This window comes from Rheinheimera hassiensis (genome assembly GCF_022436675.1).
GTDB lineage: Bacteria > Pseudomonadota > Gammaproteobacteria > Enterobacterales > Alteromonadaceae > Alishewanella > Alishewanella hassiensis.
Genome location: NZ_JAKUJZ010000003.1, coordinates 198226 through 212033 on the forward strand (window position 1 = coordinate 198226; position 13808 = coordinate 212033).

Consider the following 13808-nt stretch of genomic DNA (forward strand, 5'->3'; position numbering starts at 1 on the left):
GCGTCCCCTAGGGGATTCGAACCCCTGTTACCGCCGTGAAAGGGCGGTGTCCTAGGCCTCTAGACGAAGGGGACGCAAAGACATTCATTCAAAATTGCAGATTAATTGGCGTCCCCTAGGGGATTCGAACCCCTGTTACCGCCGTGAAAGGGCGGTGTCCTAGGCCTCTAGACGAAGGGGACGCACGAAAAAATCTTGGTGGAGCTAAGCGGGATCGAACCGCTGACCTCTTGCATGCCATGCAAGCGCTCTCCCAGCTGAGCTATAGCCCCACACTTTTGTGCTTTTTGCTAACCTGCGTTAGCGCTGAACACGGGGCGCATTCTAGGGTGCCACTGAAAATGTGTCAACAGTTTTTTCAGCAGCTTTTATCGTTCGGACGTTTTTTAAACGCAATGCTGAATTTGCAGGCAGGAACTGCTGAAATTACAGACTTTATAACAGCTTAGCGAACGATTTAACGATATCGATTTAAGCCAGCTGCAGGTAAAGAGAAAAAACCCCTGCCGCATTTGCCTGTCAGCATCGTGTTATGGCGGTTTTTTGTATAAACTAAGCCACATCAGACAAGCCGCAAGCGCGGTAATTAAGGCCTGCGTTACTATAAAAAGGATTTTCATTATGTACGAAAAGTACTACGGGTTAAAGGAACGGCCATTTCAGCTTACCCCAAACCTGAACTTGTTTTATGCCAGCAAACTGCATAAGCGCGCCCTCGCCTATTTACAGTATGGGTTAAGCCAGGGTGAGGGTTTTATTGTCATCACGGGTGATGTTGGCACCGGAAAAACGACTATTGCCAACCAGCTGTTAAGTCAGTTGAATCAGGATGAAATTATTGCCAAACAGATTGTCACATCAAAACTGGAACCTGACGATCTTATTCGGATGATTGCGTCCTGTTTTAATTTGGTGGTAACTGAGCATACTAAAGCCAGCTATCTTGATGCTATCTACAGTTATCTTAAACGCCTGCATTCGCAGCATCGTAGAGCACTGCTGCTGGTAGATGAAGCGCAAAACTTACCGCTGGCCTCTATTGAAGAGCTGCGCATGCTGTCTAATTTTCAGCTCAATGGTAAACCACTGTTACAAAGCTTTCTGCTTGGTCAAAATGAATTAAATGCCATTATTCAGGCCGAGAATATGGAGCAATTTCGCCAGCGGATTATCGCATCATCCAACCTGTCAGCATTTCAGATCGAAGATACCCAAGCCTATATCCAATACCGTTTGCTACAAGCTGGCGGCAGCGCCGGTATCTTGCAAGACGCCTGTTTCGCCCTTATTCAGCAACATAGCCGCGGCATACCGCGAAAAATTAATACCGTAATGGACAGAATACTGTTATTTGGTTATTTGGAAGAGTGCCCGGTTATTACTGCAGAGCATGTCAAAACTGTACTGGAAGAATTATCGCAAGAGATTGCCAACCAGCAACCGTCCGCGCCTGCAATGTCAGTACAACAACCTCAGGCAGTATCAACCCAGAGTATGCTAAGTGAATTATCGGCAGTGCTTGACAGTGCACTGGAGCAGAAAATTCGCATGGCAAAAGAGCTGGATGTGTTGCTTAAACGACAGCAGCAATTACTCAACAGCAGAGATAGTAAAGAATCATAAATAATGCATAACAACGACGATACGCCTGCAACTACAGGCGTATCGTGTAACTTAACCAGACTCTGTTTTCAGTAAGATCAAAACTGTCTACTGACGAATTGCGGCTGATACGTTTTAGCATAGCTTTAATCTCAGAACGCTCATTCAACTTGCGCTTAATGCCCATTTCCACAGATAAGTTTTTGTCTTCGCGCTCATCGGTCAGATAATTAATATCGTAATAATTGCTATTAAGTAGCAAGCTGGAGTGTTTCGACAACTTCCAGGACGACTGAACAGAGAAAGAATTACGGTTATTTTCACGCTCGGTTTCAACATACTCATCTTCACTTCGGCTAAGCATTACACTCAACGCCAGGCGGTTTTTATTGTAGCCTATTGTCATTGCCGCAGTTCTGCGCTTAATCAGCTCCTCGCTTAGCTCAAGCTCTGCATTAAACAGCTGTTGAAACGATTCTCCGGTACCTAACTGATAGTTATTTGTTGGAGGCCGAAAACAGTCTGTAAACTGAGCAGCGCCATCGGGACAGACAAAAATACCAAGATCTTCAATAATCTGGTCAAAAGAAGATAATGTCTGAACATCCTCACGAACTGACAACCTGACTGACAAAAACCTGAGATTGTATTGCCCCTGCAAACTCGAGCTACGGCCAAAATAACGCCGGTCAAGACTGTATGACAAAGACGTTCGCCGCGTTGGTGCCAAAAAAACTTCGGCCGCCAGATACGTTTCGTCAATATCTTCCTGCTGCTCGCCGACAGAGCGTGTTGCCCAGTTTTGCGTAACATTAATCCGCGATGCCAGGCCAAACTGATACTCAAGGCCCACACCATATGATCTGAAATCGTTGGCATAGCCAGAAGTATTGTCGTTTTCATCATAGCTGCCGCGCACTATCATTGACAAACTGGGCAGCAACGGTAAACCAGCTGTACCACTAGCCCTTTTACTGACAAAATCCCCTCTGTTGCCCTCACGCCCGGTTTTATTGTAATTTGCGGATAATTGCCAAAACAAAGGAGACTGACGTTGTGCACTACCAAGTGCAAGAAAGGTAGTTAAGGTATCATTGTCAAAATCACCGAAATTATCCTGTAATTCGGGCTGTCTGGAACTCAGCTTATTGTAGGCCAGACCGAGCTGAGCATTAACATCTGCCGTTTGTGACGTCCGGAAATTTGCATTAGCACCGTAATTGCTGGTTTTAGACAGATTCTCAGTGCCGGTAATAATATCTGAGAATACACCGTTGCGTGAGTCACGGATCCGATAACCTGAATCAGCACTTAAACCCAGGCTGACACGATCATCGTATGCATTGAAGATATTGCGCCAACTATATTTATCCAGGCTTTTATGTGAACGTTGCGAGTCGTCATACCATACTGATTCATTTTGTAAAAACAGTGCTGAAGATGCATTCTTACCGGTAAGGTTAATAGCAACTGAAGGTTTCAGTAAGGCAGCCATCCCTTTGTCCAGGCCACCACCAGCCTGTTCGTCTCTGATCCAGTAACCATAGGTACGGGTTTCTATTTCAGGCTTAATGTCTGTTGTTGCCGATAGCACCTGTGCAGGTGCCAGCAATGCAGCAATAGCAGTAACCAGCGGGGTTAATTTGGCTGGGTGGTACAGTACGGTTTTAGCCCGCGCCATAATAATAACCGTAACCGTAACCTTTACCCTGATTACGGTGAGCCTTGTTGATCAAAAATCCAATCGCGATGTCTTTAGGCAACAATGCCACTGCCTGTTCTATTTCTGCCAGTTTGGAGTGATTTTCTTCAACTACTACAACTGCCTGACCGCACATAGAAGCCATTACAGCAGTTTCATTCACGCCCAGCAGTGGTGGGGCATCGAAAATAACAATACGGTCTGAATAACGCGAGGCAAACTCATTTACCAGCATCAACATGCGTTCGCTGGCAAGCAGTTCGGTAGATAGGTGATGCGGCCGTCCGGCAGTAATAATTTTCAACCGGTCAACATTGGTGCTCAGAATGATATCCGACACCTTAATGTCGCTGGACAGCAAATAATCTGTCAAACCTATATCATGATGAATATTAAGTGTTTTTGAGACGCTGGGGCGCAGTACATCACTGTCTACCAGCAACACTGTTTTATCTTGCTCCAGTGCAATGCTAAGAGCCAGATTGATCGCAGAAAAGGTTTTGCCCTCCCCCGGTCTTGAACTGCTAACCAGGATAAGATTCGGATGTTTTAACGTACCGCTAAGCGCACCAAACGCGTTGCTGATAAGCTTGCGTTTAATAACACGGTATTCTTCATTGATAAGGCGCCGCTCACTGGATAATGAAACAAAGTTTTTTTGCTCCAGTATTTTCAGGTCCAGCACTATAGAAGGTTTATACTCCTGAGACTCTCCCGTTACAGCTTGCTCTTCTGATGAAGCACTGTCCTGTGCTACAGCACTATAAACAGGCTCATGCCTTGGCGCTGAGGCATCTTGCTGCAATGGTACATCGATATCAGGTGCTGTTACCTGCTGTGCACGCTCCAGTGTAGTATCCGCTTGTTTGCCCGACGAATCCGACTGTTTTCTTATGGCTTTTTCAATAATACTCACCGGATTACCCTCAACAACAGCTCGGCAGATCGGCCAAACAGCACTTCATTACTTAACAGCGCTGCATAACATAATAATAAGCCGCCACTTAGCATGGCAAAATACAGAAAATGCAATCGCACCTGCTTTAGAATAGCGTGTTTATCAGTGTGCGACACCACACCGAACACCGGATAATCGCTAATACTTTGTAACTGCACCGCGCTGGTCAGTACCGGCGAAATCAAGCTACGTACAAACGCCATAAATATCCCTGCACCTAACCCCACTAACAGCACCAGCGAGTAAAACAACCCACGGTTTGGCCCTGAAGGTGTTAGCGGCACTCGTGGTGGCTCTATGACATTAAACTGCACATCCTGAGATGATGCGTCTGCACGACGGGACAATTCCATTGACTCTCTGCGGGCAAGCAAAGCTTCATACTTAGACTTGGTAATATCATAATCACGGTTCAGGCCGGTAAATTCAGCTTCAATCTCTGGGATCAGGTTAAGCCTGCTCTCAAGTGCAGTTACTCTGTCCTGATAAGCCTGCACCCGCACACGTGTAGAAGCCACTTCAGACTCCAGCCGTGAAACGCTAATACGTAACTCCTGATAAACTGCATTCTGATTCAGGTTACTGCTTTGGCCCGGATTTTCTGACGACATTTGTGCCAAAGCTTCAAACTCAGTGTCTCGTTGTTGTTCCAACTGCTGAAGTAATCGTTTGGTTTCCAGCACATCAGGATGAAACTCTGTATAGCGGATCAGCAGATTGTCCAGTTGTGACTGTAAGGTTCTTATGCGTTCATCAAACTGGGTGGCGGGCCTGTTTGCGCTACCGGAATAAGGCATAACACCAAATACAGGCTCTTCACCCAGCAATTGGCTTTTAGATGACGCAAGCCGGGTTTCCAGCTCCTTAAGGGCCAGATTAGCCTCTTCAAGACGTTTCTTTTCGTCACTGATCTGACTGTAATAATCACTTTGATTACCCGGCAGCATATTCATCCGGTGCTTTTTAAAATCTGACAACCGAAGTTCAGCCTCGATCAGGCGGCGTTCGTAATCCGAAATCTGGTCGGTTAAGAAGCGCTCTGCAGTCTGAGAGTCAGCGCGGCTTGAACCAATGCGTCCTTCAACAAAGTTGTTCAGCGTTTCCTGCACCACTTTAAGTGCCATTTGTGGCTGTGGGTTGTTGTAGGTAATGACATAAATATTTTCGCGGCCGGACGCCGATATCTTAATTTCTTTTTGCAGAGTATTTATCAGGTCTTCAAAAGCTTTTTCATCTTTAGCTTGAATATCAAGATCAGTCGCTCTGGCAATTTTTTCCAGATTCGGCCTGCTTAGCAGGGTGCGCGCCATCAATTTGATTTCATCTTCAGAGTTAGTTCGTAAGGCAAGGCCCCGCAGCAGTGGTTCCAGCACAGTACTGGTTTCTACGTATAATTTAGCATTAGCTTCGAACGTGGGCGGCATGTTGTATACGTAAACCCAGCCCACCGGGCAAATTAGCCAGGCGGTAATTACGATATAGCGCCTGCGCAACCACACACCCTGAATATAGGTGCGCACCTGCTCAATCGCTTGTTGCAGTTCTTTCATCAGTCACTCCCTGAACCTTAACCAGCGTATCCGCGCTGCTTAAAACCATGCTTCCGGAATAATTACTACGTCGCCAGGCAACATATCTACGTTGGCAGCAATTTCACCATCGCGGATAAGGTCATCAAGCCTGACATTAAATGTTATTTGCTGGCCATCTTTAGTTCTTACCAGCTTGGCACCGTTACCGTTAGCAAATTCCGTTAAGCCGCCAACTGCAATCATCAAATCAAGCACCGTCATATACTGACGATAACTAATAGCCTGCGGGTTGGCTGCTGCGCCTATCACCCGAACCTGCTCACTGTATGGACCGACAAAATTGGTCACCGACACAGTAACAACAGGATCGCGGATATATTTGCTCAGAATACCCTCCATATCACGGGCAACCTGAGTTGGGGTTTTACCACTGACAGGAACGTCTTCAACCAGAGAAGTCGATACTTTACCATCTGGTCTGACAATAAAAGTGCCGGACAGCTCCGGATTTCGCCAGACAAAAATGCCAACAGTGTCATTTGGGCCGATAAGATATTGGTAATTATCAACGGAGGTAGTCAACGAGTTTTGCACCGTTGCCGGCGGCAACGTAGAGTTGCTGCTGCAACCTGCTAAAAACAGACCTAAAATCAACGTTAAACCGCAATATCCTTTCGCTGGTGTAGCCATCATATTACTCATCCTTTTACTGACGCCCTGATAATATAACTTAAAAAATTACCCTTGTGCTGTAAAAATTGAAAATTTAATTTTTGTTTTGCTGTAGAAATAGTATAATTAGTGCGCTTGGTTTTGCCTCATCGACCTTTTCGGTGCTGGCGATAGCTAAATGCAATGGATGCAACAAGGATGTCGTTATGAGTAAAGCAAGTCGTTACGGACGAAATACGATTGCAGACAAGCTGTTTTTGCTGGGTGAATTAGTACTGTTAGTGTTATCCAGTTTACTCGCCAGCTATGCCTACAGTTACTACATGTTTCCTGTATCTTTTGAACACCGCCTTATTAATGCTGCTTTATTTGCGGCTTCTGTAATGCTGTGCGCCCTGTCTGTCGGTCTTTATGACCAGAAGCTTCGCGAGGGCCAAAAAGGTATCATCAAGCGCGTCGTTATTACTCTGTTGTTTAACGCAATTTTGCTTGAACTGATTATTTTCCAGCTGTTCTCTGTACTGCATATCGGCTCGCTTTATCTGGCGGTAGCCTCTGGGTTTTCTGCGATCAGCGTATCGGCATTTCGTGCATTCTTTCACTACAACGACATTACCCGCATCAGCAGACGTCGGGTACTGATATTAGGTGCGGGAGAGCGTGCTTCCATTATAGAGCGCCGGATGCGACGTAATGTTGATAAACGCAATTTTGAAATTGTCGGTTTTACGCCTATTGAGGGCGACAAAGACGCTGGCATCGCTGAGCATAAGCTGGCAAAATTCGACTATAAAAACGACCTGTATCAGTATGTTGTTGAACACAACATTGATCAGCTCGTTATCGCCTGTGACGAAAGACGCAATATGTTGCCCGTTGAGCATTTATTTAAATGTAAAACTCGTGGTATTGACGTCATCGAAATTCTTGACTTTATTGAGCGTGAAACAGGTCAGATTGCAGTAAACCTGATTTACCCAAGTTGGGTTATCTATGCCAATGGCCTGGATTTAAATCAGCGCTTTAAAACCAACCTCGATTACAAACTTAATGTTGTGCTGGCTATTTTGCTACTGGCTGTTACCTGGCCGATTATGTTAATTACCACCTTGCTTATTTATCTGGAAGACGGCCGCAGAACCGGTGCTTCAGTATTTTACCGCCAGATAAGAGTGGGATATGACGGCAAGCCATTTTATATTGTTAAATTTCGCAGTATGCGACCTGATGCTGAGAAAAACGGTGCCCGCTGGGCAACGGCTGACGATGACAGAGTTACACGTGTAGGCCGTATCATCCGCAAATACCGGATAGATGAACTGCCTCAGTTGATGAATGTTTTGTCGGGTGATATGGGGTTTGTCGGGCCAAGGCCAGAGCGGCCAGAGTTTGTGAATCAGCTGGCCAAAGACATCCCGTATTACAATCAGCGGCATAATGTTAAGCCTGGCCTGACAGGCTGGGCTCAGCTTAAATATCCTTATGGCTCTACCGCTGAAGATGCACAGGAAAAACTCAAATTTGACCTGTACTACATTAAACATCGCAGCCTGATGCTGGATTTGATGATTCTTGTCAGAACGGTAGAAATTGTACTTTTTGGCAAAGGACGTTAATACCAATGCAGTATGCACGGTTAAGAAGTAATGCGCTTACTGTAGATGTTGAAGATTATTTTCATGTCGCAGCTTTTGATGCCACTGTGTCTCCGGCGCAGTGGCCTGATTTTCCGCAACGCGTAGCACGTAACACTGAAATTTTGTTGCAACAGTTTGATAAACATCAGGCTAAAGCCACCTTTTTTATTTTGGGCTGGGTAGCCGAACGCTACCCGCAACTGGTAAAACAAATTCACACCGCAGGCCATGAAGTTGCCAGCCATGGTTATGCCCATGCCAAAGCTTCTGTGCAAACAGCTGCCGAATTTTTGCAGGATGTTAGCCGGGCTAAGGCCATTCTGGAAGACATTACCGGTGCCGAAGTGGTTGGTTACCGTGCGCCAAGCTTTTCCATTGGTAAAACCAATGAATGGGCGTTTGATGTACTCCAGCAGGCCGGATACCTTTACAGCTCAAGCACTTACCCTGTAGTGCACGACTTATATGGCACACCAGATTGGCCACAACAACCCTATAAACGAACAGAAGGTATTTGGGAATGCCCGATGCCTGTATTAAATAAAGTTGGCAAGCAGTGGCCCATAGCAGGTGGTGGTTATTTTCGCCTGTTGCCATACTGGCTTAGCAAAAAGTGTATCGACAGCTATCTGAAGCAAAGTGATGCACCTTATATGTTTTATTTTCATCCGTGGGAAATAGATCCGCATCAGCCACGGTTTGAGCAAGCACCATTTAAATCAAAATTCAGACACTACACTAACTTAAACCGTATGGAAGCTAAACTGGTGCGCTTGCTGCAAGACTATCAGTGGCGTAGCGTCAAAGAAGTATATCAACCGTATTTTGCTTAAACAGAAGGGAACCGGATGTATCAACTGAATACATTGTCGCTCAGGGACGAGCAAGCAGTGGCGTGGGATAATTTTGTAACAGCCAGTGACGAAGCAACCTTTTTTCATTTATCTGGCTGGCAACAAATTATTGCCGATGCCGGTCATCGTTGTTATTACCTGTATGCGAGCAAAAATAACCAGATTGTCGGTGTGCTGCCGCTGGCCCGCGTTAAAAGCATGCTATTTGGTGATGCGCTGGTATCTACGCCATTTTGTGTTTATGGCGGTGCGGTTGGTGAACCGGCCGTTAAACGCTTTTTGGAACAGGAAGCAGTAAAGCTTGCCACTTCCTTACAGGTAAAACATATTGAACTGCGTTATAAAACTTTGCAGGACAACGATTTTACCACCCGCAGCCAGCATGCTTACTTTGCTTGTGAACTGGCTGAAACAGCCGAGCAGATCCTGGCTAACGTAAAGAAAAAGCAACGTGCGGTTATCCGTCATGCGTTAAACGAGCCCTTGCAGCATACTCTGGATACAAACCCAACCGATTTTTACCAAACCTATTCAGAAAGCGTACGCAATCTGGGTACTCCGGTATTCAGTAAAGCCTTTTTCCAAAAAATCATGCAGGTGTTTCCCGAGCAGACTGAAATTCTGACCGTACGTAAAGATCAGCAAGCGGTATCCTCAGTGCTGAGTTTTTATTATAAAGGTGAAGTGTTGCCTTATTATGGCGGCGGCATCAGTGAAGCTAAATCACTAAAAAGTAATGATTATATGTACTACCAACTGATGTGCCACGCCAGGCTGGATAAAAACTGTCACCGTTACGATTTTGGCCGCAGTAAACTGGACTCTGGTGCCTATCAGTATAAAAAACATTGGGGCATGGAGGCGACAGAACTGCATTATCAGTATAAGTTGATCACCGCCCAACAATTGCCGAACCTGAGCCCTAATAATCCGAAATATCAGCTGTTTATCCGGCTATGGCAAAAGCTGCCGCTGTCAGTAAGCCAGTGGATTGGACCCGCCCTGTAGAGGTACCTTGGATGACAGCCCCTAAACCGGACTTGTTGTTACTGGTACACCGAATTCCTTATCCGCCCAATAAGGGCGATAAAATCCGCTCATTTAATTTAATGAAAGCGCTAAGCCAGCATTACACGGTACATTTGGGCTGTTTTATCGATGATCCTTTTGACAATCAGTATATAGATACCCTCAGCCAGTGGTGCGCTACCGTTTTTTGCGTAAGCCAAGCCAAGTGGCGGGCAAAGCTTTGCGCTTTGAGCGGTTTTATTACGAATCAGGCGATTACCCTGCCCTACTATTTCAGCTTCGCGATGGCGGCCTGGGTAAACGCCACGATTAACACCCACAAGATCAAAAAGGTACTGGTGTACTCATCTTCTATGGCTCAGTACGTTGATAAAACCGAATATCAGCCATTGAGCCGGGTTATAGACTTTGTTGATATTGATTCAGATAAATGGCGCCAGTACGCCGAGAAATCCCGCGGCCTAAAACGCTGGTTTTATCAGCGCGAAGCCAGATTGCTGCTGCAATACGAAAAACACATTTGTCAGCGCTTTAACAGCAGCCTGTTTGTGTCTGACGATGAAGCCTGTGCCTTTCGGGCCATGCTGCCTGCTGAGCTGCAACACAAAGTGCATAGCGTGTTAAATGGGGTGGATACCGACTATTTTTCGCCTGAAACTCCAGCGTGCAAGACAGAACAAACTTTGCCTGAGCAATATATTGTATTTACCGGCGCCATGGATTATTGGGCCAATGTAGATGCCGTATGCTGGTTTTGCCAAAATATCTGGCCACGGCTTAAACAGCTGTATCCGCAGCTACATTTTGTCATAGTAGGTGGAAAACCCAGTGCTGAAGTGCGGGTCCTTAGCCAACAGGCCGGTGTCATTGTTACCGGGCGCGTAGATGACGTGCGACCTTATATTAGCCATGCCCGCTTTGCCGTAGCGCCAATGCTGATAGCGCGTGGTATTCAAAACAAAGTGCTTGAAGCTATGGCGATGAATAAAGCGGTAGTTTGTAGTGGCATGGCCATGGAGGGCATTAATGCCCCAGCTAGCGAAGATGCCGTGATTGCTGAGGGTATAGAGGGCTTTATCCGTGCTTGCAAACGACAGTTGGACCGACCTTCAGCGCCCTCTGCCAACCGGCAATGGATTTTACAGCATTTTACCTGGCAACAAACGTTAGTACGGTTAAACAGTTTTATCCATCCGGAGTTGTCTGTATGACGGCCCTTAACCGCCAGGCGAACATGTTGCTGCTTGCTGTTATCAGCCTGGCTTATGTCATGCTATACGGCTCAACCTGGCTGGATATGGAACGGGTATGGCGCAGCTCTGCAACTTATAATCATTGCTATCTGATTCTGCCTATTTGCCTGTATTTTTTTTACCGCGCCAAAACACCGCTTATCACGTCATCAGCCCCCGGTTACTGGCTATGGCTGCCTGCAATTGGCTTAATATTACTGCAACTGATTTGGTTATTTGGCTACGCGGCTGATATTGCCCTGCTGATGCATATTGCCGCCGTGATGTCGCTGCAGGCGCTGTTATGGCTTGCTTTTGGTAATACCAACAGCCGCTTGCATTGGTTTGCCATCGCATACCTGATTTTTCTGGTGCCTTTTGGCGAAGAGTTGTCACCGTTTTTACAGAACATTACCGCCGATCTCACCGTAGTTATGTTGCAGGTTGTCAATATTCCGGTCTATCGCGAGGGGCTTTATCTCGCCACTCCGGTAGGTTTATTTGAAGTGGCAGAAGCCTGTTCGGGCTTACGCTTTCTTATTGCATCCCTGGCTATTTCAGCGCTATTTGCGTACTTGCACTACAACAAAATCTGGAAGCAAATCAGCTTCGTCGTGTTTATGGCCTTGTTGTCGGTACTGGCAAATGGTGTACGCGCTTTTATGCTGGTTTACATTGGTGAAAAAACCGATATGCGCTTTGGTTTTGGCGCCGATCATTATCTGTATGGCTGGTTATTTTTCGGCCTGGTGTTAATGGCCGGTTTCTGGCTGGGGGCAAGGTTTTCAGATCCTACCCAGCAACTTGAACGGCGCAGCAAACAGCATTTTAATTTACAAACCAAGCCATCAATGTTGTTTCTGGCCACTGCAATTATTGCGCTAACCCTGAGCTACCGCTTGTCGTTAAACGTGATGGCAGAGCCCACTGCAGTAAATAACCTTACCATGCCTTTTACCAGTCAGCCGGTAGAAAAAAGTAACTGGGGTATCAATTTTATAAACAGTCTGGCCCACAGCCATGCTCAGGATAATGTAGGAACCGAATATTTCGTTGCCCGTTACGGTAATAAGCAACAAAATGGTGAGTTGATTAACTGGCAGAACAACCTGTTTGATAAACAACGCTGGCAGGTACAGCAGCGTATTACCGGTGCCGATAGTGCCATATTGCAGCTAAGAAGCCTGACGAATGAACACCGCACTGTATTGTACTGGTATCAGATTGACGAACAACGGGCAGTACCGGAGCTGGAAGTAAAAGTACGTCAGGCATTGAGTTACCTGGCGGATGATCAGTCCAGTGCTTATATTTTTGCAGTATCAGTTAAAGGTAAAGCCTCAGAACAAAACCTGGCAGTGTTACAACAAGCCGCAGCCTTATTATCACAAACCAGAACTAATACAGAGCAGGCCGTTGCCGGAGCTAAGCATGACTGAGCGCCAGCAACAATCGGTGCATATTGCCCATCTTGTCTGGCACTTTAGCACCGGCGGTCTGGAAAATGGCCTGGTTAACCTGATAAACCATTTACCGCAGGACAGATTTCGCCACAGTATTGTCACGCTAACCGGCCACGACCCGCAGTTTGTAACACGCATCAAAACCAATAATGTCAGCCTGCACTGTCTGGACAAAACCGAAGGCCATGACTGGGGCACATTTAGCCGGTTAAATACACTGTTGCAAAATCTGCAGCCAGACATACTGCACAGCCGCAACCTGGCAACACTTGAATTGCAGGTTGTTGGTTGGTGGCGCAAAGTGCCAATACGTTTGCATGGAGAACACGGCTGGGACAGCCATGATATCGGCGGCTGTAACAAAAAGAACCGCCTGATACGCCGTGTATTTAAACGCTTTGTTCAGCGCTTTATTTGTTTGTCATCTGAAGCGGAACATTATCTGACCGATATTATAAAACTGGACAAAAACCGGGTTGAACGTATTTGCAACGGTGTAGAAACCACCAAATACGCCAATGCCACGCCTGCAGAGCTGTCGCTACCACCGGGCACTACGTCGCTTACCCCGGTTGTTTTTGCTACGGTGGGCCGCCTGGCCAGTGTTAAGAATCAGGCATTGTTGCTGCACGCCTATAGTTTGCTGCTGCGCCAGTATCCACAGTACAGTACAGAAAGTGCATTGATTATTGTCGGTGACGGCCCCTGCCGGCAAGAGCTTGAGCAACTGCGCGATACCTTGCAGTTAGACGCTCAGGTAGTATTTACCGGCAACCGGCAGGATATTCCACAGCTAATGCAACGCTTTGATGTATTTGTGCTGCCCTCACTGGCAGAAGGTATTTCCAATACGTTACTCGAGGCCATGGCAGCCGGTACACCGGTTATTGCCACCGCAGTGGGCGGCAACCCCGATTTATTGCCAGCAGCGCTGCTTGATACTAATCTGGTGGCATCAGATAACCCGCAGCAGTTATCAAGCGCCATGCTGCGCTATCTACAACAGCGCGATGCGCTGACTTATGACGCAAAACTGGTAAAAAACCATTGCCATCAGCACTTTAGTATAGATACGATGGTACAGCGATATCAAAAGCTTTATGAAATGACAAGGATGCAGAGTTAAC

Annotated in this window: 11 protein-coding genes and 3 tRNA genes; 7 read left to right on the forward strand and 7 right to left on the reverse strand. The window is 46.5% G+C overall.

Features of this window, described 5'->3' with window-relative positions; translation table 11 throughout:
• Window position 1: 1 nt before the first annotated feature.
• From MJX74_RS06805 to MJX74_RS06815, 3 genes are all read right to left on the reverse strand, one after another.
• Window positions 2-74: transfer RNA gene (locus tag MJX74_RS06805), tRNA-Glu, on the reverse strand.
• Between the two features lie 32 nt (window positions 75-106).
• A tRNA-Glu gene (locus tag MJX74_RS06810) sits at window positions 107-182 on the reverse strand.
• A 14-nt stretch (window positions 183-196) separates the two neighbouring features.
• A tRNA-Ala gene (locus MJX74_RS06815) sits at window positions 197-272 on the reverse strand.
• 349 nt (window positions 273-621) lie between these two features.
• Between MJX74_RS06815 and MJX74_RS06820 the strand changes: the two genes are divergently transcribed.
• Window positions 622-1623, forward strand: coding sequence for an ExeA family protein (locus MJX74_RS06820; RefSeq protein WP_240221946.1), 1002 nt, complete (start codon window positions 622-624; stop codon window positions 1621-1623).
• A 31-nt stretch (window positions 1624-1654) separates the two neighbouring features.
• On the opposite strand, the gene MJX74_RS06825 is transcribed toward MJX74_RS06820, so the two are convergent.
• The 4 genes from MJX74_RS06825 to MJX74_RS06840 are packed head-to-tail and all read right to left on the reverse strand — an operon-like array spanning window position 1655 to window position 6487.
• Window positions 1655-3283, reverse strand: a complete 1629-nt coding sequence (locus tag MJX74_RS06825) for a TIGR03016 family PEP-CTERM system-associated outer membrane protein (protein WP_240221947.1) — start codon at window positions 3281-3283, stop codon at window positions 1655-1657.
• Window positions 3270-4220 carry an XrtA-associated tyrosine autokinase gene (locus MJX74_RS06830; RefSeq protein WP_240221948.1) on the reverse strand — a complete coding sequence of 317 codons (951 nt, stop codon included), beginning with the start codon at window positions 4218-4220 and terminating at the stop codon, window positions 3270-3272. The genes MJX74_RS06825 and MJX74_RS06830 overlap by 14 nt, the downstream gene beginning before the upstream one ends.
• Window positions 4217-5812, reverse strand: a complete 1596-nt coding sequence (locus MJX74_RS06835) for an XrtA system polysaccharide chain length determinant (RefSeq protein WP_240221949.1) — start codon at window positions 5810-5812, stop codon at window positions 4217-4219. Before MJX74_RS06835 ends, MJX74_RS06830 begins: the two co-directional genes overlap by 4 nt.
• Window positions 5813-5851: 39 nt before the next feature.
• Window positions 5852-6487: an XrtA/PEP-CTERM system exopolysaccharide export protein gene (locus MJX74_RS06840; RefSeq protein WP_240221951.1), complete on the reverse strand. Its 636-nt coding sequence runs from the start codon at window positions 6485-6487 to the stop codon at window positions 5852-5854.
• 185 nt (window positions 6488-6672) lie between these two features.
• Between MJX74_RS06840 and MJX74_RS06845 the strand changes: the two genes are divergently transcribed.
• From MJX74_RS06845 to MJX74_RS06870, 6 genes are read left to right on the forward strand one after another with little or no spacing between them, the layout of a single operon-like run.
• Window positions 6673-8082 carry a TIGR03013 family XrtA/PEP-CTERM system glycosyltransferase gene (locus MJX74_RS06845; protein WP_240221953.1) on the forward strand — a complete coding sequence of 470 codons (1410 nt, stop codon included), beginning with the start codon at window positions 6673-6675 and terminating at the stop codon, window positions 8080-8082.
• Between the two features lie 5 nt (window positions 8083-8087).
• Window positions 8088-8936, forward strand: a complete 849-nt coding sequence (locus MJX74_RS06850; RefSeq protein ID WP_240221955.1) for an XrtA system polysaccharide deacetylase — start codon at window positions 8088-8090, stop codon at window positions 8934-8936.
• Between the two features lie 15 nt (window positions 8937-8951).
• The gene (locus tag MJX74_RS06855) at window positions 8952-9965 is read left to right on the forward strand and encodes a FemAB family XrtA/PEP-CTERM system-associated protein (RefSeq protein WP_240221957.1); all 1014 of its coding nucleotides are present in this window, start codon (window positions 8952-8954) and stop codon (window positions 9963-9965) included.
• An 11-nt stretch (window positions 9966-9976) separates the two neighbouring features.
• Window positions 9977-11197: a TIGR03087 family PEP-CTERM/XrtA system glycosyltransferase gene (locus MJX74_RS06860; protein WP_240221959.1), complete on the forward strand. Its 1221-nt coding sequence runs from the start codon at window positions 9977-9979 to the stop codon at window positions 11195-11197.
• A complete protein-coding gene (gene xrtA / locus MJX74_RS06865; RefSeq protein WP_240221961.1) occupies window positions 11194-12657 on the forward strand; it encodes an exosortase A in 1464 nt (487 codons plus the stop codon). The genes MJX74_RS06860 and xrtA overlap by 4 nt, the downstream gene beginning before the upstream one ends.
• Window positions 12650-13807 carry a TIGR03088 family PEP-CTERM/XrtA system glycosyltransferase gene (locus MJX74_RS06870; RefSeq protein ID WP_240221963.1) on the forward strand — a complete coding sequence of 386 codons (1158 nt, stop codon included), beginning with the start codon at window positions 12650-12652 and terminating at the stop codon, window positions 13805-13807. The genes xrtA and MJX74_RS06870 overlap by 8 nt, the downstream gene beginning before the upstream one ends.
• The last annotated feature ends 1 nt before the right edge of the window (window position 13808 follow it).